Source organism: Vibrio sp. 1F253 (assembly GCF_041439295.1).
Lineage (GTDB): Bacteria > Pseudomonadota > Gammaproteobacteria > Enterobacterales > Vibrionaceae > Vibrio > Vibrio tasmaniensis_A.
Genome location: NZ_JBGONU010000009.1, coordinates 17,548 through 35,672, shown reverse-complemented (window position 1 = coordinate 35,672; position 18,125 = coordinate 17,548). Strand labels below are relative to the sequence as shown.

Genomic DNA, 18,125 nt, shown 5'->3' with positions numbered 1-18,125 from the left:
ACTTTTAAACACTATTTGGATCCAGTTATGCAGCCTATTGATATCGGTGACCTACAGTTAGACGAGCAACATGACACACGTCAAACCGCCTTGTTCCACGCGATCAGAGAGAAGATCGTTCAAGATTTATGGAGCAAGGGCAGTAAGTTACCTTCAACACGTAAGTTGGCTGTGGAATTGTCAGTAAGTCGAAATACGGTGATTTACGCGTATGAACAACTGGTTACTGAAGGCTATATCGAGAGTAAGCAAGGTTCAGGCTTTTACGTGTCAGTTGAACAACCAGAACACTTCTTAAGTTTGTCTCAGGCAAACAGTGTTCAGGGTACACAGGTTAAGCACGTAATAAGTAAGTCGAGTGCAAACATAGCGACACCTAACGACATTAACCGCAGCTTTGCCCCCGGAGTCCCTGACTTAGATGCGTTCCCTTTTGCGAAATGGCAGAGATTGCTGCAACGTCACTCTACACGTCAGAACATTGCGGGTAATCAAGAGGTTCAGGGAAGCTTGGCCTTGAGGGAAGCATTGAGCGGGTATCTTGCGAGTAGTCGCTCGGTTCACTGCAGTGCCGATAGAATCATCATCACCGCAGGTGCGCAGCAAGCCATCTCAATTGGTTTGATGGCGACGTTAGCGATGGGGGACAAAATCCTTGTGGAAGAGCCCGGCTATCGACAAGTGCATAAAATCATCGATCTGTTGAGGCTAGAGCTAGACGGTGTGAGTGTGCGTGAAAAGGTTGGATTAGATATTGAAAAAGTGCTGTCCAGTAACGGCAAGGCTCTGTATGTCACGCCGAGTAACCAATACCCAATGGGCACGACCTTAAATACCGAGCAACGACTTAAACTGATCGATTGGGCCAATCAACATCAGTCATGGATCATTGAGGATGATTACGACAGTGAGTTTCAGTTTGCTCATCGCCCTTATACCAGCATGCAAGGGTTAGCGGGAAAGTTAGGGTTCGATGATCGCATCATCTATGTCGGATCCCTGAGTAAGGTGATGTTCAATGGCTTGCGACTAGGTTATTTGGTGGTGCCAGAAAGTCTGGTGGCGAAGTGTCTTGAGATTAAAGATGCGCTCACTGGAGACACGGCCTCACATACACAAGAAGCGCTGGCGGACTTTGTACGTGAAGGCGATTTATTGCGCCATATTAGAAAGATGCGTCGTTCATACAAACTCAAGCATGAAGCGATGATAGAAGCGATTAAAAGTGAGTTTCATGGCGATCTTGAAGTGATCAGTCAGGCTGCAGGGCTACATGTGACAGTGAAGTGGTATCAAGGGATATCTGAACATGAGTGGAGCCGTAGAGCAGAGTTTGAAAATATCATCATTCGTCCTTTTGACTTTTATGAATATGGATCAAGTGATGCTCGTGATTGGAGTGGTGCAGTGCTGGGGTTTGGTAATATCCGACTGGCTGACATAAAGCCGAAGATCAAACAGATCGCTCGGCTTTTTTATCAGTAATATTGGTTGGGCTTGCTTACAATTTGTCGATTCATCATTAATCGAGTTATAGCTTGTCGACAGAAACGGTGGGTTTACTTTTACCTAGCCATTTACGCCAAGGGAGTGACAATGTCACAAAAATAGTGGCGGCATAGAGCATCGACCAGCTTAAACAGATAAACACCAAGGTACAGATGACCAGTGAGAGCATGGCGGTGTATCTAGATGCGCCAGTCAGTAATCGGCAGGCCGCTAACATTGCAAGCAGATAAACCAGAACGAAAATACCGTTGGCGAGTTTAAGAAAGAATTCGAGATCGAGATTAGACAGCTCGCCGATTACACACGAAATAAGCGCAATAAAGCCGATTGCTAAGGTTGGATAAAGTGGTACGCCACGGCTGTTGAGCTGCGCCATTTTATTGGTCGGAGTGTGTTGGCGAGCTTGAGCCCATATCATGCGAGACAAGCTTTGGGTGTAAAGGTTTAGGCTAGCAAAACAAGCAAAGAAGCCAAGTACACTGATGACGGTTTTAAAGCCATTACCAAACAGTTGTTCTGTTACCCACGGGATGGATGCAGCATCAAATTCAGGTGAACCATAAGCGCCTAGCTTGATAATAACCACCGAGCAAGCCCAGTACACTATGCCCGCAACGAAACACCCTGCAATGATTGCGATGGGAAAGTCACGCTGTGGATTTTTAAATTCTTCTCCCATGTGAGCAAAGGCTTCTATCCCGACAAAGCACCAAAACATCACCGCTAAGGCTGCGCCAATCGACCACATCGAATCGGACGTCATGGTCGGAACTGCGATGTCAGCTGCTGTGATGTCGGCTTTCCAAACAAAGGCGCTAACCAAGGCAAAAATCGACAAGGCGATCACCGTTTGTAAGCGGCCAGAAGACTTACTGCCCATCAAATTGACGGCAATAAGTAGGGCGACGGTAAAGGATTGAGCACCCAGTGGGGTGTCGAGAGGTGCGGGTAACAACTGTTGAGCAAAACCTCCAGCCAATGCAATCGCAGCCGGAATACCCACAGGAATAACACTCACAAACAACCAAGCCACGCTGGTTTCTAATCGCTCACTGAATGCCTGACGCACAAAATAGGCCGTGCCACCTGCATTGGGGTAGCGTTTTCCTAGTGCGGCAAAGGTTAGTGCAATCGGGCAAATAGCGATAAACAGGATTAACCACGCGAGTAGTGACAACTGCCCTGCAATGCCTGCTGCGATGGCAGGGATCATAAATAATCCAGTGCCTAGCAAGGTCGTCGAGAGTTGTCCGATTCCTGAAATAAGCGTGATTTCTTGTTTGAGTTGTGTCATTCGCTGTCCTTGCTATTGGCTTTGATATCGATTTTATGGTGCAGTCTTGTGAGGCTGAGATTGAAAGCATACATTGTCGACATCAATAGTACAGCTAGCGAAACGTCTTAAGACACCGTCAATTTAACGGTATTAATTTGATTAAGCGTGAAAGTGTCGGCGGTCATAATGGCTGTTATAAGTAGGAAAGTTGTGTCAAATTAGGCGTTATAAATAGAACAATAAATGGAAAGAATCAGAAGCATGGATAAATTTGATCGCCAAATTTTAGATATTCTAAAAACTAACGCTCGATGCTCAGTGAGCGATATCGCCAGAGATGTCAGCCTGTCTCGCTCTGCAGTTAACGCCAGAATCAAGAAGCTGGAAAACGATAAGATCATTACAGGATCTAGTGCACAGGTGACCGAGCCTGATTTACCGAAGAACGTTGGCGCTTATATCTCTTTGAAGTTTGACATGTCGAGCAGTAACCATAATTGTGAGTCTTACGCTAAAAATATCTACGCTATTGATGGTGTGCAGTGGTGTCACTCTATCAGCGGTGAGACCGACATGATGCTTTATGTTGAAGTTGAAAGCATGGAGCGTTTGAACCAAATTCGCGACCAGCTGCAAGGCTATCCTGAACTTCGACATCTTATGACTCATACTGTCTTAACTGAATTCTTCAACAAGCAAACTTCGTCTTTTAATATGTCTTGAGTTAATACTGCTTACCTTCACCGTGTCGTCATTTGTCCGTACTTACTCAACTTATTGTTACTCACTCTATTTTTATTCGCTCTAAGGTTGCTGATGTTAGGTAATATCAATTTAAATTTACTGCGGTCGCTGCATGTGCTTCTTGAAGAGTGCCATGTCAGTCGAACAGCTCAGCGTCTGCACATCACGCAGTCGGCGGTGAGCCGTCAACTGGCTCAGCTTAGAGATCTATGTGGTGATCCTCTTTTGGTTCGTGATGGGAACAAACTGGTTCCAACCAACCGCGCTTTATTGCTTAAAGGCAAGCTCGACGACTTGCTTGGCGAGTTTGACCACTTATTAGATGATAAGCCATTTGATCCACAAGATTGGCAAGGTGAATTGGTGTTGGCTTCGAGTGATTATGTTGCTCAGTATATTTTGCCCATTATTGTGTCCGAGGTGTCGAAGGACGCGCCTCATATCAACTTGGCTTATCGTCTATGGCAGCCTAACTTCCTTGAAACGCTCAATGAATCAGGTATTCATTTGGCGTCGAGTATGTTCCCCAAAAAGCCGGATCATGTCTCAAGTATCAAGCTCGGAGAGGATAAATCCGTGTGTTTGATGAGAGCCTCTCATCCGTTGGCTAAGCAATCAGCCATAAGCTCGGAAGACATCGTGAGTTACTCACATATCAAAGTTACGGGTGGGGGAGACAAAGACAGTTATTCGGATATTGCGTTAAAGAAACAGGGACATAAACGCAGAATCGCGTTGCAGGTACCGTTCTTTTCATCGGCGGGAAACGTGTTAATGCAAGACGACTACTTGATGATTGTGCCGGAGCATATTGCTTATAACTTGGGTCGTCATCTCGATGTCGCTTACTTTTCTCTGCCGTTTGAGACAGAAATGCATACCTATTGGCTGATGTGGCATCCTAAGTATGACAACGACTCTGCCCATAAATGGGCTCGAGAGAAAGCGTTTAAAGCCATTCAAAAGTCGAGTTACAATATAAGTATGATTTCTAATCATACCAGTGATGATAATCTTTGATTTCAAATAATACCTACTGCGGCTTATTGTAAGCGCTAAGTATTGAGTATTAATTGTAGAGTGTTCAGCTAGAGCGCTTTGTTTTACTAGGAATGGAATGATGACAGTAACAATTTGGTTTTCTTTGTTAGCGATTTGCTTGTTGGGTGCAATGTCTCCGGGCCCAAGCTTGGCGATGATCGCTAAGCATAGTTTGGCTGGTGGCCGTATGAACGGACTTATCGCAGCTTGGTCACACGCTGCGGGCATAGGTATTTACGCGTTCGCAACCATTGTCGGTTTAGCGGTGTTACTTGAGCAATCACCAATGTTGTTCAAAGGGATCAGTTTAGCGGGTGCTGTGTATCTGCTCTATCTCGGTGTAAACGCGTTGCGCTCAAAAGGTGGAGTTGCTGCGAAATTGGAAGCGGGTGAACAGATGAGCTACATGCAGTCTGCTCGCGAGGCTTTCTTGATCTCTATCTTGAGCCCTAAGATCGCTCTGTTCTTTATCGCTCTATTTAGCCAATTTGTGGCGTTAGGTAATGAACTGAGCAATCAAGTGATTATTGTCTCAACGCCGCTGATTGTTGATGGCCTTTGGTATACCTTTATCACTTTGGTGCTCTCTAGCCCGTTGATCGTAGAGCGCATTCGAGCAAAAGCGCAGTTGATCGATCGATTATCAGGCGTGGTGTTGATTCTGCTCGCTGTGCGCGTGGTGTGGACGATATAGCGGTAGTCCATATATTGGTAAGAAACGATATCCATTAAAAAGGCTCACTAGACGTTATCTAGTGAGCCTTTTTGACTTCTATGGATTGGTTTCGAAAGACTTGAGCTTGTTAGCCTTCTGAATTCAGCACCGCATCGAGCTTTTCCATGGAATCTGAAAAGTACGGGTTGTAGGTCAAACGCGCATGGTTTTTACCTTCTTCACGATATCCCCACGCTGAGTACCACACTTCACTTGTCGCGTTGCACTGTGCTTCAAAACCTTCCTCTTGACCATTGGAGCAGATCTTCTCGCTACCATTGATCCCGTAGTAAGGATTGCTTGGCGAGAACAGTAAACCCATATGAGAGCCGTTCGAAATACGTTGCTCTGGGATCTTCATGCTGTATTGAACAGCGCGAGGATCGTCAAGTGTGGTTTCCCCTTGCCAAATCAACACGTTATTTGGGTTTGGCATGGATTCCGTAAATGCCTGCTGAACGAAGTGGGTATCAATGACACTGTCGCCTTCACTCATCATAATAAACACGGGCTTATCAAAGTGTTTGTCTTGAAGGCCCTCACGAACCACTTCTGAGGTTTGGTAGTAAACCGAAGCACCATTCATTGGCAGTGAGTTATAGCGAAGTACATTGTCTTCAGGATCTTGATCCGCCCAAGTGACAAAATAGCTTGCTAGCTCCGCATATTGAACTGCAGAAGAGCTCGGTTGAAACGCAGGAGAGAACAACAGTAACCCAGAGATCTTAGGATCGTTCATCGCCTGTGAAGTCACAAGGTTCGCACCTGTTGAATAACCGCCAAGCCACACAGAATCATACTCTTGCTCCAATAGCTTCGTATGATGAGCTACAACACCTTGCCAATCTTCTAAGCTTGGTTGCATTAAGTCACCGACACGACTGCCGTGGCCCGGTAGCAATACCGTTCTCACTAGGTAGCCTTGTTCTGCTAAGTGCGTTGCGATGTCTTTAAATGAGTACGGAGAATCACCTAAACCATGTACCAATAAAACTGCCTTACCGTTAGGTGCCGCAGGTTTGTATTCGGTGGGTGAATTGAGTCGAATCTCTAGCTGCTTGTCTTTGGTCATGAATACACGGTTTTTCAATAACCAATCTTGAGTTTCATTGACGTAGGCATCAAAGCTGTCTTGCTGATATTCAGGCAAGTTTGGAGATGTTTCGTAAGCAGGTATCGTTGTCTCGTTGGAACAACCAACGAGACTTAAAGTCGTTAAGGCGAGTAGCGTTAGAATGGTATTTCTATGCATTTTTTGATGTTGTCTCTGTTGTTCTTTTACTATGTCTGAAACTGAAGTTTAGATTACTTTCTGCTTGAAAGGTCTTCGTATTCACCTTCAATAACACCGGCATCACTGGTAGATGATTGACGTGTGTTCATGTGAGCTCCGAAACCCTGTTTTTTCATTTGATTCTGAATGCGCTTGCCAGTGATTAAAGCTGCAATAGCTAAAGGAATAGCAAGAATCAAGCTCGTGAATAACGCCAATAGGCCAGTAAACAACGCAACAATCGTAACTAATATATTTTTCATATTCATTCCTCTTTTCTCTATGTTGTTACTATATCGCTTCCATTCTGAACGAAACATGAACACCGTTAATAAATATCAGAGAGTCACTATGACACAGGTGTGTGTGGATTGAGAGTTTATATGTAGTCATAATCACGCACTAAAATTATGGAATAACAGTAAGTTCCATAAAATCAATAACTTAAAAGTTGGCACGCTTGATGCTCTATAGGGGTTGGAATAAGTCACTGTAAGCAAAGTACTTACAGCTAATAAAAAATTACTGGAGCCCCTTATATGTTCTGTATTCAATGTGAACAAACAATTCAAACCCCAACCGTAAAAGGCTGTTCTTTCGCACAAGGCATGTGTGGAAAAACCTCGGAAGTATCCGACCTTCAAGACGTGTTGGTGCATTCTCTTCAAGGCGTTTCTTTTTGGGCAAGCTTAGGTCGCGCTTGCGATGTTATTGATACAGAAGTTGATGAGTGGGCGCCAAAAGCGTTCTTCGCAACACTGACTAACGTTAACTTCGACCCTGCTCGTATTATCGAATTCGCACAACAGTCTCATGAATTCAAGCAGCGTTTAGAGCAAAAAGTTCGTGCAGCAGCAACATTGATTGGTTTTGAAATTCCAGAGCTTTCTGCAGCAGCACAGTTCGATCTTCCAACAGATTCTTCAGAGCTATTGGCACTTGCGCCTCAAGCTGCTGTAAACCGTGGTCACGATTCTCAACACGAAGATGTGATTGGTCTTCGTCTTCTTTGCCTATACGGCTTAAAAGGTGCGGCAGCCTACATGGAGCACGCTCGTGTTCTTGGTCAAACTGATGACGCTATTTTTGCTGAATACCATGAAATCATGGCGTTCCTAGGTACAGATCCATCCGATCTAAAACAGTTACTTGATACATCAATGCAGATTGGCTTGATGAACTACAAAGTAATGGAAATGCTAGACAAAGGCGAGACAGATACCTTTGGTCACCCTCAACCAACAACCGTGAATGTGAAGACTAAAAAAGGTCACTGTATTCTTGTTTCTGGTCACGACTTACATGATCTAGAAAAGATTCTTCAACAAACTGAAGGCAAGGGCATCAACGTTTACACTAACGGTGAGATGCTACCAGCACACGGTTACCCAGAGCTAAACAAGTACCCACACCTTGCGGGTAACTACGGCAGCGCTTGGCAGAACCAGCAAAAAGAATTCGCTAACTTCCCTGGCGCAATTGTAATGACGTCTAACTGCCTGCTTAACCCTGATGTAGGTTCTTACGCAGACCGTCTATTTACACGCAGCATCGTGGGCTGGCCGGGTGTTGATCACCTTGAAGGCGACGATTTCAGCGCAGTAATTGATTGTGCACTAGCGCAAGAAGGTTTCAAACACGACGAGATCGAGCAAATGATCACTGTCGGTTTTGGTCGTAACGCGCTGATGGAAGCGGCACCTGCGGTTGTTGAGCAAGTGAAAGAAGGCAACATCAAACACTTCTTCCTAGTGGGTGGTTGTGACGGTGACAAATCTGAACGTAGTTACTACACAGACTTCACAGCTCAAGCGCCAGAAGATTCAGTAATCCTGACATTGGCATGTGGTAAATTCCGTTTCAACAAAAACCAATTCGGCGACATTAACGGTATCCCACGTCTGTTAGATGTTGGCCAATGTAACGATGCTTACTCTGCGATTCAGCTTGCTATCGCACTGTCTCAAGAGTTTGATTGTGGTATCAACGAACTTCCGCTAACGCTGGTTCTATCTTGGTTCGAGCAAAAAGCGATCGTTATCTTGCTTACTCTGTTCGCTCTAGGTGTGAAAGGTATCTACACAGGCCCTACAGCACCTGCGTTCCTAACTGAAAACCTACTTAAGATTATGCAAGACGAGTTCGATATGCGTTCTATTTCAACGCCAGAACAAGATCTTAAAACAATCTTAGCGGCTTAATTTAAGCCAACCTGAAGCCTCGTTGTTGTGACGTTTTTAATAAAACAAACAGCTCCGGGGCTTTTTAGATTTAAATCTTTAGTCATTTAATCATCAGTAAGGTGCGTGAACTATGTATGCATGGTCGGATAGCGATTCAATCAATTTAGTGTGTTTAAAGAAATGGCACGAGACGCCAGATACGGTCAGCTTTGAGCTTGGCAGTATTCCACAAGACTTACATTTCAATTTTAAGCCGGGGCAATTTATTACCCTGGGTTTAGATATGCCGACGAAAACAGATTATCGCGCCTATTCTGTGGCTTCTTGTCCTGAAGATAATCGCCTGAAGTTGACGGTGAAACGTGTGGAAGGTGGCTTGGTTTCGAACTTTATTGTTGATGAGCTTGATGAAGGTGATGAGGTTTCAGTATTGAAGCCTGCTGGCGCGTTTAACTGTATTGATTGCATGCCAACAGCGACGAAAAAAGTGACGCTGGTGAGTGCAGGTTGCGGTATTACACCTGTGATGGCGATGGCAAAGTATTGGCTAGCTCAAGGCAGTGATATTGAGATCGATTTTGTTCACATGGCACGTAATCGACGCGAGACCATCTACTTTGAAGAGCTTAACCAACTTGATGAGGCGCACAGCAACTTCAATCTTAAATTGCTGCTAAAAGACAGTGAAGGAACAACTGCTCCCCAAGGTCGTCTAGACAAGAGTTGGTTGGTAACACTCAGCCCTGACATTTTAGACAGAACCGTTTACTTGTGTGGGCCGGTTAGCTTTATGCAAGACATAGAAAACTACCTGAAAGAACTTGAGTTCAATATGGATAACTTCTGTCAAGAAAGTTTCACGCCAGCGAACCAAAACACTGATTCACTAACCAATAGCAATACAGCTTCAGAAGAATCACAAGCGGAAGCGTCTGCAGATTCAAATGGCGCTGTTAAGGTGTTTGTTCCTGCATTTGGCGCAGAAGTAGAAGCGGAAGTGGGTACACCACTGGCTGATTCATTAGAGAAAGCTGGCGTTCCGACTATTATTGCTTGTCGCAGTGGGATTTGTGGTTCTTGCAAGTGCAAGGTAACCAAAGGTTCAGTGGAATCAAGCAGCCAAGAAACATTGACGCCAGAACAGATTGAGCAAGGTTATGTCCTTGCGTGTTCGAGTACGATTCAGTCAGATGTTGAGGTTGAGCTGTAACAGGTGTGAAGTCGAGCTTTGTTAGAACGGTAAAGACAAAGTTGGCGTAATAGAGACCAAAATTAAAGTAACAGATGTAAAAAGGCCACTTAGATCAGATAGAGAGAGCAGATCTAAGTGGCAACCTTCCTGTTTATACGGGGGAGTAAAACAAGAAGGGTTGCGAAGCCCATAATAGACTTCGCAGATATAATTATTATGTTGTGGAGCCGTTTGCGCTGAGTTAGTTACAAGATCGAAGTCGTTTAAACTTCAGGGTATGTCTTGTAACGAACACCCATCATCTGTTCCATACAGTGAACAACTTGGCAGCTGTAGCCAAACTCGTTGTCGTACCAAATGTAAAGAACAGCGCGGTTGTCTTGCGCGATAGTTGCAACACCGTCAACCACACCTGGGTGGCGAGAACCAACCAAATCGGTAGATACAATCTCGGTTGAGTCGGTGTAATCAATCTGTGCAGATAAAGTTGAAGATAGCGCCATTTCACGTAGGTATTCGTTCAACTCTTCTTTGTTTGTGCCTTTCTCAAGGTTTAGGTTTGCTACTGCCATTGAAACGTTTGGCGTAGGTACGCGAATCGCATTACCTGTTAGCTTACCTTCCATTTCTGGCATCGCTTTTGATACCGCTTTAGCAGCGCCAGTCGATGTCAGTACCATGTTCAATGACGCAGCACGACCACGACGATCACCTGAGTGGAAGTTGTCGATTAGGTTTTGGTCATTGGTAAATGAGTGAACCGTTTCGATGTGACCTGATAGGACACCAAACTTGTCGTGAACCGCTTTTAATACTGGCGTAATTGCGTTTGTTGTACAGCTTGCAGCAGAGATGATCGTATCTTCTGGTTGAATGTCATTTTGGTTTACACCAAATACGACGTTCTTGATTTCACCTTTGCCTGGCGCAGTCAGTAGAACCTTCTTCGCACCATTACACGCAACGTGCTGGCTTAGGCCTTCAGCGTCACGCCACACACCTGTGTTATCAACCACAAGTGCATTCTCGATACCGTAAGATGTGTAATCCACTTCTGCTGGCTTGTTTGCGTAGATAACTTGGATGAAGTTACCATTAACGATGATCGCTTTACGTTCTTGGTCTACAACGATGCTGCCGTTGAATTGGCCATGAACAGAGTCACGACGTAGCAAGCTTGCACGTTTTTCTAAGTCACCATCTTTGCCGCCACGAACAACAATTGCACGTAAACGCAGTGGGTAACCTGGGCCACTTTTCTCGATCAATAGACGAGTGAGCAAGCGGCCAATACGACCAAAACCATACAAGACAACATCACGAGGTTCTGTCATCGCCTCGCCTTCAAGCGACTCTAAAAGTGCAGTTTGTAGGAAATCATCCAACCCGTGTGTGTCTTCGCGATCTTGCCAGAATGTATGAGCAAGGCGACCAACATCGATACGACATGGAGACAAGTCCATAGAGAGAAGGTGTTGAATGATGGGTTGAGTCTGTTCTGCGGTAAGCGGAGAACCTGTGTAACGTTTTGCGATGCGGTGAGCTTTGATGATGTCGATAGTTGTTGCGTTAACCAGTGTTTTACCGAAGAGGATAACTTCAACGCCTTTTTGGCGGTACAACTGACCTAAAGTAGGAGCGATTGATTCAGCAATAGTTTGACTAGTTTGCCAGTCTAGGAGGTGCTTTTCGGGACTCATCTTTACTCGGGACCTTTCACGTTAATTTCTGCAATCATAGCGAATGTAGGGTAGCCATGAGTGCATGGGGGAGTTGAGCTATCTAAGCTTTGGTGGTCTTTAACGCCACTTAAATTTGCTTGATATGCCTTGTGTGTAATTTGTAATTTTTATGTGGCAGGATTGTAAGGTACGACGAGTTATTCTGCTAGGAAAAATAAACATAGATTAATTATCTGAAAATTGGCTTTTAATTGGTCATAAATTAAGGTTTTAGTGTCAAGAAAGGCTATTGACTTTAACAGTCTGTAGCACTTAATTTTCGCCAAAAAATACTCAGATCAAAACATGATGTGTAATAAAGGGAATTGCGATCATTGAAGATGTGATCATTAGCACTAGTTACACTTAAAAAGTAAACGACGGATAAGGTATTTAGCGAGTTTTCTTGTTCGACCTTTGAATAAGCTGAGTTTGAGTACAGAAAGTTCGTGACGCAAACGATTAGATCTCACAAATTTGACTTAACTTTGGTGTTTATTGGTTTCTAGAGCAGTGACTTGCGGTCATCTAGAGGCATAACCTTATCCTTTCACTTGTTTAAAACAGACCTTCCTCCTTAAATCCTGTGTGTGGATAACGACTGACGCGAATTCCCTATGATTAGCTAATAATGTCATTTGTTCATATTCAATTTGATCAATAACTCCTGTTAATGTCCTATTCTTATATTGGGCTAGGTAAAAATACTATCGGGAAAGGAGTCGTTATAAAAATGATAAATATGTCAATTAGATGGCGTCTTATTTTTCTTTCAACAGTTTCTGTATTCATCATGTTTGGGTTTACAGTCAATGAAGTGCTCAAGAACGATAAGAAGATGAATCACCTTGAAGCAACGCGAATTAAGGTGGAAGCACTTCAATCTTTTAATGCTGTTTCAAGTGGTGCTTATCAATGGTTAGTGCTGTCTAAAGACTCCCCAGAGAAAGGTCCATTGTTTTTAAAGCTGCAAGCGGAAGTGGATAGGCTTGCTCATTACGAAATACAACTTCAACAGTTCGACAACAGTTGGACTGTCGAGCCGCAGTTGATTGAGTTAAAGAGTGTGTTAAAGAAGCTCGCGCGGGTAACCACTAGTACTGACAGCGACGCATCACAGATTACTGTCAGCAACGCACAGCAAACAGAACGAGCCTTTGACCTGTTAAAAGGCGTGTTAATGGAGCTGTCTGAATATCGTGCCAATATAGTGGACGAAAAGATCAGCCAAACAGATGCGATGTTTATCAATCTTACTCACTACGTGTTCTGGACTCAGCGAGAAGCGTGGCTGAGTTACCGCTTGTATCGTTCTCCAGAGCTGATCGATCAATATTTATTGAGCTATGTTGGTGCTTTAGACAGGCAACAACAGCTGTTAGGTACGTTTTTACGATCAGACAGCCACTCGCTGGAAATTAGCAAACTGTTAAACATGTTCTCCCAAGATGAATTTCAAGACCGTTTTACTGCTCGGCTTCTCAAAGGTGACTTCTCGGCACCTGAAATATATGAACATGTGGAAAGTTTAGAGCGAAAGAAACTGGCGATCTCAAAGGCGGTTGGTGCTTATACCAAGCAACTTCAATTGGATTTAACAAAGAGTATTGACCGACAAAAAAAGCAAACCTTGGTAATGACGTTGTTGATACTTGCTGTCGCAGGTGTCTTATTATGGTTAAGCTCAACCACTTCTCTGCGTTTAAATAGAAATCTATCACTTATCTTAAAAGGGGTTTCGGAATGCGCTGATGGTAAGCATAAAGCCATACAAACCAACGGTAATGATGAGCTCGCTGAATTTGTAGATACTTTAAATAGAGTTATGGAGCGCAATCAACAACACAACAAAGAGCTGATAATAGCAAAAGAAGATGCAATTTCGGCTAACAAGGCCAAGAGTGCATTTTTAGCGAACATGTCCCATGAAATACGTACGCCGCTTAATGGAATTATCGGTATGGCGGAAATTTTATCTCAGAGTCAACTGAGTGCTAACCAACAAGAGGTACTTGAGGATATCGAGTCGTCTTCACATTCGTTGTTGGTGTTACTCAATGACATTCTCGATCTTTCTAAGATAGAGTCGGGTAACTTAATGTTGTCGCCGCATAATGCCGATTTGCGAGAAGCGGTTTACGACTCGGTGAGCGTAATTTTGTCGAAAGCGATCAGTAAAGACATTGAACTCGATATCAACATCGATGCTCAAACCCCAACACAGCTGTTTTTCGATGAGTATCGTGTTCGACAAGTGCTAACCAATTTGCTGTCTAATGCTATTAAATTTACCTCAAAAGGCACGATTACAACGGATATTGCTTATACACCGATGTCTTTGGGGCGAGGTAAGCTTGAATGCAGTGTGTCTGATAGCGGGATTGGGATTGAGCCAGAGAAGCTAGAGTCCATTTTTGAACCTTTCACTCAAGAAGATGGCAGTATTACTCGCCAATTCGGCGGTACAGGGCTAGGGCTTGCGATTTGTCGGCAGCTTGTTGACTTGATGGGCGGCTATATTACCGCACGCTCAGTGAAAGGAGGAGGCTCTACATTCACCTTTTGTTTGTACGTAGACACGGTCGAGGCTCACGCTCAAACGTTCGATAACCTAAGCCGTGCGACAATTATTTCTAATTCTTTCAATTACCTCGATCAATTGGTCAAAGAGTGCGAGCGCTTAAATGTTCGACCTAATGTTGTGTCATCCATTTCGGATCTTGGTGAGAGCCTGAAAGAAAGTGACTTGGTACTTTATTGTCACACGCTGCATCACTCTATGAGGAAAGATCTTGAGGCGTTAAAGGCGTTGTATCCGCTGACTCGCGTTATTGTGTGCCAGCATCACCTATTTAAAACCAATCTAATCACAGAAACGGTTCACTCGACCCATACATTACCATTTTTGGGTAGACGCTTCTTAAACAGCCTACGATCGCTTGATGCCGGTGAAGTACAATCACCGACGGTGGAAGTAAAAGATGAAGAAGTTCGTTCTCTGAATCGACGTATTCTGATTGTTGAAGACAACCTGATGAATCAGAAGATAGCGAGCTTCTTCCTTGAGCAAGCGGGCTATGAATATTTGATTGCCAGCAATGGCCAAGAGGCGGTCGATGTCATCACCCAGGGCGCTCAGTTTGATGCCATTCTAATGGACTGCATGATGCCAGTTATGGATGGTATAACGGCGACTCGTGTGATTCGAGAGTGGGAGACAGATCAACAAACCCCACCACTCCCCATTATTGCTTTAACCGCTAGTGTCTTAGAAGAGGACATCAAAAATTGCTTTGAAGCAGGCATGAACGCCTACTTGCCGAAACCTTATAAATCCCACCAACTGTATGATCTTTTCAGTAGCCTTGATATTGTCTAATGGTTCCAGTATCAAGGCTAGCGCTGTGTGATTTAGCGTACTTCTTGCCCAAGGCTGTATTGTGCAACACAGCGGCCTACGTAGCTGATTTTTAGTAACCCGGCCACTAATATGGTGCTGATGTGTGCGAAAATTTGAATGGGTAGTGAGAAGTAATCGGCCATCGGATAAGCAACAATAATACTGAGTAGCATTAGCAAGGCGGTGATCGCTAAACTGAAATTTGAAACAGAAAGTAGAGTTTGAAAGCGTTGAGTCATCGTCTTCATATTGAATTCCTAATTGCTATTAATAATTATGATACTTGTTATCAATAGCAATTAGCGTTCCAGTTATATTTTTAGTGTTAAATCAATAGTTTAATTTTTCGTGATTCTATTTGTGAGTCACAGTGACTCTATTGATTTGTGTGTCTTTATGACCCTTTTGTGTTCTTACCACTGTCTGAATCCACAAGTATCGATGTGGAATCGAACACCAGAATACAAACCCAGTCCAACGTTATTCTTTTGCCCAAATTCCGCATGAATCTTTTTAAGCTTCACGTGTAGATTTTCGCGAGTAATATCATTAGCAGGCACTAAGTCTAAAGCGCAGAACTCTAAGTGTTTACTTCGCAGTGCGCCACCCGCTTGCTTATTGTAGATATCGGTTCTTTCTCCAGACACAGGAATAACAACGCCAATCTCAGGCTCAATATATTGTTGAATGTACTTAAGGGTATTAATCATTTTTGGTACATGCTTTTTATTGGGTAGGGTAAACAGAGTGGTGTTGCTCATTGCCCAGTCGGTGCCTTGCAACAAGACTAAGTGCAGAGGCATGCTTTGGGTGATGCCGTTATCTTTGAGTTGCTGTCCGATCGCCTTGACTTGATCTTGGGCGTGGTTAAGGAGCATCCAACCTCGAAATGCTGATCTCGTGGGAACCTTGTAGCCATGAACATCGACCACGAGGTCGTCATAAGTGATTTCGGTTTCTTCGGTATAAAGTTTCTCAAATTTTTCAGGGTAAGGTTGCGTTGTTGATAGTGCCAAGGTAATCAGAATACTTCCGTACATAAAGTCTCTCCATCGCTTAGGTTCGCCTAGTTATTAACGTTCACCTAGTTACTTACGTACACTAAGGATATTACGTTCGATTAAGTATAGACGCCGGAATTTAGGCACAAAAAAACCCACTACAAAGAGTGGGTTACTAACATTGTTGCAAGTAAATTCTTTAGGTTAGATTACTTCTTACCTTGAGTTTGCTTGTCTTCTTCTGTTAGTTCACGAATACGACGGCTGATGTCGCGACGAGCTTTAGAGATCTCTGCACTCTTGATGATGTGATCATCAACGCGGTCTTCGTAGTCAGCTTTCATGTTTTTGATAATGCCTAGGATCTCGTCGTGAGTCATCTCTGGCTTGATGTAATCAAGTAGGTTATCAAGAAGGTCGACACGCTTGCGGTTGTCACGAACTTTCTTTTCGTTGTCTAAAAGTTCACGCTTAAGTTTGTTCTTACGTCGTGCTTGGTTAACAATTTCAAATACGCTGCTCATAGATTCCTTTTCCTAATCGTCAAATACGTTGTCTGGTTCTGATTAAAGCACATCAATTGATGATGTAACAGTATTTAGATCAAAGCAAAAGTAAGGTTGTTTAATTATTCGTCACTCTCTCTAACGTGTGATTGTTTTTATCTTACCGTTCAAGTTAGTATCCCATCTAGATACTGCATTGATACGACATGTGAAATGAATCAACAACAATTGGAAACAGAAGATTTGGGCGACGATGTCGTTGAATCTTCGGCAGAACAAAATAAGCTTCGTGATGCGTATGTACAAGAGCGCACTAATTTGGAAATCGTGGAAATAGAGCTAAATCGTTCTAAGATCATAATGATTGATGAACAAGGCAGAAAGAAACGAGTACCGATTTTGTCTGAGCATTAGCCATGACTGGCTGCATTGTTAAATGTTGAGATGGAATTATCAAAATAATAAAAAGGAAAAACGATGAACACAGTACTTTCCCCAATTGAAGCGAGAATTATCGGTTGTTTGATCGAGAAAGAAGTGACTACTCCAGATCATTACCCATTGACACTAAATAGCTTAACAACGGCTTGTAATCAAAAGAGTAACCGTGAACCTGTGCTCTTTCTGTCTGAGTCAGACGTTTTAGATGCGGTTGATGGTTTGATAGGACGTCGTATGGTGAGCGATGAAAGCAGCTTCAACAGCCGAGTTAATAAGTATCAGCACCGTTTCTGCAACACTGAATTTGGTGATCTGCAATTTACAGAGCAAGAGCGTGCAATCATCTGCTGCATGCTGCTTCGTGGGGCCCAAACCCCGGGTGAGCTTCGTACTCGAACTGGTCGTCTTGCAAACTTTAGCGATGTGAAAGAGGTTGAATCAATACTCGAAAAACTCGCGGCAAGAGAAGCGGGTGCGTTAGTCGTAAAGTTACCACGAGAAGCGGGTAAACGAGAATCACGCTACCAACACTTACTGAACGGCGAAGTAGACATTGAAGCGTTTGCGACGGCATCGGTAAGCGCTGTTTCATCATCTGCATCCAGTGAAAAGTTTGAAGAACTTGAATCCGAAGTCGCGAGCTTACGTGAAGAAGTGGCAGAGCTTAAGGCTCTGGTTGAATCACTGCTTTAAATGTCGGAATCTGATAAAAATGCGGATTGGGTCGTGTATTTGATCCGCAATCGACACAATGCTCTTTATTGTGGAGTGACGAATAACTTAGAACGTCGATTCGAACAACATCAAACGGGCAAAGGTGCAAAAGCCTTAAAAGGTAAAGGCCCACTTAAGTTGGTTTGGAGTATTGGTGTTGGGTCAAAAAGTGAGGCGTTAAAGACCGAATACGCGATCAAACAATTACCTAAATCTCGTAAAGAAAAATTAGTATCACTCAAACTAATCATTGAGTGGCAACAAGACAAAATTCAGTATATTCCAGTATCGTAACTTATCGTTAGAGTTCTTATTCTCGGCTGAATGTTAGTCACGTGAATTGTTGCAAGTTTACCCCTTAAGTTATTGATTAAATGGTAATGTTTTTATTTTTAATTGAGTTGTTTTT

17 protein-coding genes are annotated in these 18,125 nt (G+C 43.6%); 10 read left to right on the top strand and 7 right to left on the bottom strand.

What is annotated here, in order from left to right:
• Positions 1 to 27 precede the first annotated feature (27 nt).
• On the top strand, positions 28 to 1,485 hold the full coding sequence (locus ACED28_RS06855) for a PLP-dependent aminotransferase family protein (RefSeq protein WP_371709545.1): 1,458 nt from the start codon (positions 28 to 30) through the stop codon (positions 1,483 to 1,485).
• Between the two features lie 46 nt (positions 1,486 to 1,531).
• Here ACED28_RS06855 and yjeH read toward each other — a convergent pair whose 3' ends face one another.
• Entirely contained in the window at positions 1,532 to 2,803 is a 1,272-nt protein-coding gene (yjeH, locus tag ACED28_RS06850) for an L-methionine/branched-chain amino acid transporter (protein WP_371709544.1), read from the bottom strand.
• A gap of 243 nt (positions 2,804 to 3,046) precedes the next feature.
• Here yjeH and ACED28_RS06845 point away from each other — a divergent pair, with 243 nt between their 5' ends.
• From ACED28_RS06845 to ACED28_RS06835, 3 genes are all read left to right on the top strand, one after another.
• Entirely contained in the window at positions 3,047 to 3,508 is a 462-nt protein-coding gene (locus ACED28_RS06845; protein ID WP_371709543.1) for an Lrp/AsnC family transcriptional regulator, read from the top strand.
• Positions 3,509 to 3,601: 93 nt separating this feature from the next.
• Positions 3,602 to 4,549, top strand: a complete 948-nt coding sequence (locus tag ACED28_RS06840; RefSeq protein ID WP_017100954.1) for a LysR family transcriptional regulator — start codon at positions 3,602 to 3,604, stop codon at positions 4,547 to 4,549.
• Positions 4,550 to 4,649: 100 nt separating this feature from the next.
• A complete protein-coding gene (locus tag ACED28_RS06835; RefSeq protein ID WP_029222887.1) occupies positions 4,650 to 5,264 on the top strand; it encodes a LysE family translocator in 615 nt (204 codons plus the stop codon).
• Positions 5,265 to 5,373: 109 nt separating this feature from the next.
• Here the strand turns inward: ACED28_RS06835 and ACED28_RS06830 are convergent, their stop codons facing one another.
• Together ACED28_RS06830 and ACED28_RS06825 are read right to left on the bottom strand one after the other, a co-directional pair.
• The gene (locus ACED28_RS06830) at positions 5,374 to 6,537 is read right to left on the bottom strand and encodes a carboxylesterase (RefSeq protein WP_012600309.1); all 1,164 of its coding nucleotides are present in this window, start codon (positions 6,535 to 6,537) and stop codon (positions 5,374 to 5,376) included.
• A gap of 53 nt (positions 6,538 to 6,590) precedes the next feature.
• Positions 6,591 to 6,821: a hypothetical protein gene (locus tag ACED28_RS06825; RefSeq protein WP_029222888.1), complete on the bottom strand. Its 231-nt coding sequence runs from the start codon at positions 6,819 to 6,821 to the stop codon at positions 6,591 to 6,593.
• Positions 6,822 to 7,097: 276 nt separating this feature from the next.
• Here ACED28_RS06825 and hcp point away from each other — a divergent pair, with 276 nt between their 5' ends.
• Together hcp and ACED28_RS06815 are read left to right on the top strand one after the other, a co-directional pair.
• Positions 7,098 to 8,759, top strand: a complete 1,662-nt coding sequence (gene hcp, locus ACED28_RS06820) for a hydroxylamine reductase (protein ID WP_012600311.1) — start codon at positions 7,098 to 7,100, stop codon at positions 8,757 to 8,759.
• A 112-nt stretch (positions 8,760 to 8,871) separates the two neighbouring features.
• Positions 8,872 to 9,951: a 2Fe-2S iron-sulfur cluster-binding protein gene (locus tag ACED28_RS06815; RefSeq protein WP_371709542.1), complete on the top strand. Its 1,080-nt coding sequence runs from the start codon at positions 8,872 to 8,874 to the stop codon at positions 9,949 to 9,951.
• A gap of 245 nt (positions 9,952 to 10,196) precedes the next feature.
• On the opposite strand, the gene ACED28_RS06810 is transcribed toward ACED28_RS06815, so the two are convergent.
• A complete protein-coding gene (locus ACED28_RS06810) occupies positions 10,197 to 11,633 on the bottom strand; it encodes a glyceraldehyde-3-phosphate dehydrogenase (protein WP_009845680.1) in 1,437 nt (478 codons plus the stop codon).
• An 814-nt stretch (positions 11,634 to 12,447) separates the two neighbouring features.
• Between ACED28_RS06810 and ACED28_RS06805 the strand changes: the two genes are divergently transcribed.
• The gene (locus ACED28_RS06805) at positions 12,448 to 15,033 is read left to right on the top strand and encodes an ATP-binding protein (RefSeq protein WP_371709571.1); all 2,586 of its coding nucleotides are present in this window, start codon (positions 12,448 to 12,450) and stop codon (positions 15,031 to 15,033) included.
• A gap of 32 nt (positions 15,034 to 15,065) precedes the next feature.
• Here ACED28_RS06805 and ACED28_RS06800 read toward each other — a convergent pair whose 3' ends face one another.
• The 3 genes from ACED28_RS06800 to ACED28_RS06790 all read right to left on the bottom strand — a co-directional run bounded on the left by ACED28_RS06800 (position 15,066) and on the right by ACED28_RS06790 (position 16,579).
• The gene (locus ACED28_RS06800) at positions 15,066 to 15,302 is read right to left on the bottom strand and encodes a hypothetical protein (RefSeq protein WP_009845678.1); all 237 of its coding nucleotides are present in this window, start codon (positions 15,300 to 15,302) and stop codon (positions 15,066 to 15,068) included.
• A 165-nt stretch (positions 15,303 to 15,467) separates the two neighbouring features.
• Positions 15,468 to 16,094: a D-Ala-D-Ala carboxypeptidase family metallohydrolase gene (locus ACED28_RS06795; protein ID WP_009845677.1), complete on the bottom strand. Its 627-nt coding sequence runs from the start codon at positions 16,092 to 16,094 to the stop codon at positions 15,468 to 15,470.
• Positions 16,095 to 16,264: 170 nt separating this feature from the next.
• Complete coding sequence (locus tag ACED28_RS06790; RefSeq protein WP_004730049.1) at positions 16,265 to 16,579, bottom strand: DUF496 family protein; 315 nt, start codon at positions 16,577 to 16,579, stop codon at positions 16,265 to 16,267.
• 195 nt (positions 16,580 to 16,774) lie between these two features.
• Here ACED28_RS06790 and ACED28_RS06785 point away from each other — a divergent pair, with 195 nt between their 5' ends.
• The 3 genes from ACED28_RS06785 (at position 16,775) to ACED28_RS06775 (ending at position 18,010) form a co-directional block, all read left to right on the top strand.
• Positions 16,775 to 16,975, top strand: a complete 201-nt coding sequence (locus tag ACED28_RS06785) for a hypothetical protein (RefSeq protein WP_371709541.1) — start codon at positions 16,775 to 16,777, stop codon at positions 16,973 to 16,975.
• A gap of 63 nt (positions 16,976 to 17,038) precedes the next feature.
• Positions 17,039 to 17,695: a YceH family protein gene (locus ACED28_RS06780; protein ID WP_371709540.1), complete on the top strand. Its 657-nt coding sequence runs from the start codon at positions 17,039 to 17,041 to the stop codon at positions 17,693 to 17,695.
• Complete coding sequence (locus tag ACED28_RS06775; RefSeq protein ID WP_009845674.1) at positions 17,696 to 18,010, top strand: GIY-YIG nuclease family protein; 315 nt, start codon at positions 17,696 to 17,698, stop codon at positions 18,008 to 18,010.
• Positions 18,011 to 18,125 lie beyond the last annotated feature (115 nt).

Coding starts and splice junctions, on each gene's coding strand:
- hcp (WP_012600311.1), top strand. CDS start 7,098: ATGTTCTGTATTCAATGTGAACAAACAATTCAAACCCCAACCGTAAAA.
- yjeH (WP_371709544.1), bottom strand. CDS start 2,803: ATGACACAACTCAAACAAGAAATCACGCTTATTTCAGGAATCGGACAA.
- ACED28_RS06805 (WP_371709571.1), top strand. CDS start 12,448: ATGTTTGGGTTTACAGTCAATGAAGTGCTCAAGAACGATAAGAAGATG.
- ACED28_RS06845 (WP_371709543.1), top strand. CDS start 3,047: ATGGATAAATTTGATCGCCAAATTTTAGATATTCTAAAAACTAACGCT.
- ACED28_RS06825 (WP_029222888.1), bottom strand. CDS start 6,821: ATGAAAAATATATTAGTTACGATTGTTGCGTTGTTTACTGGCCTATTG.
- ACED28_RS06855 (WP_371709545.1), top strand. CDS start 28: ATGCAGCCTATTGATATCGGTGACCTACAGTTAGACGAGCAACATGAC.
- ACED28_RS06830 (WP_012600309.1), bottom strand. CDS start 6,537: ATGCATAGAAATACCATTCTAACGCTACTCGCCTTAACGACTTTAAGT.
- ACED28_RS06790 (WP_004730049.1), bottom strand. CDS start 16,579: ATGAGCAGCGTATTTGAAATTGTTAACCAAGCACGACGTAAGAACAAA.
- ACED28_RS06840 (WP_017100954.1), top strand. CDS start 3,602: ATGTTAGGTAATATCAATTTAAATTTACTGCGGTCGCTGCATGTGCTT.
- ACED28_RS06810 (WP_009845680.1), bottom strand. CDS start 11,633: ATGAGTCCCGAAAAGCACCTCCTAGACTGGCAAACTAGTCAAACTATT.
- ACED28_RS06785 (WP_371709541.1), top strand. CDS start 16,775: ATGAATCAACAACAATTGGAAACAGAAGATTTGGGCGACGATGTCGTT.
- ACED28_RS06780 (WP_371709540.1), top strand. CDS start 17,039: ATGAACACAGTACTTTCCCCAATTGAAGCGAGAATTATCGGTTGTTTG.
- ACED28_RS06815 (WP_371709542.1), top strand. CDS start 8,872: ATGTATGCATGGTCGGATAGCGATTCAATCAATTTAGTGTGTTTAAAG.
- ACED28_RS06800 (WP_009845678.1), bottom strand. CDS start 15,302: ATGAAGACGATGACTCAACGCTTTCAAACTCTACTTTCTGTTTCAAAT.
- ACED28_RS06835 (WP_029222887.1), top strand. CDS start 4,650: ATGACAGTAACAATTTGGTTTTCTTTGTTAGCGATTTGCTTGTTGGGT.
- ACED28_RS06795 (WP_009845677.1), bottom strand. CDS start 16,094: ATGTACGGAAGTATTCTGATTACCTTGGCACTATCAACAACGCAACCT.
- ACED28_RS06775 (WP_009845674.1), top strand. CDS start 17,696: ATGTCGGAATCTGATAAAAATGCGGATTGGGTCGTGTATTTGATCCGC.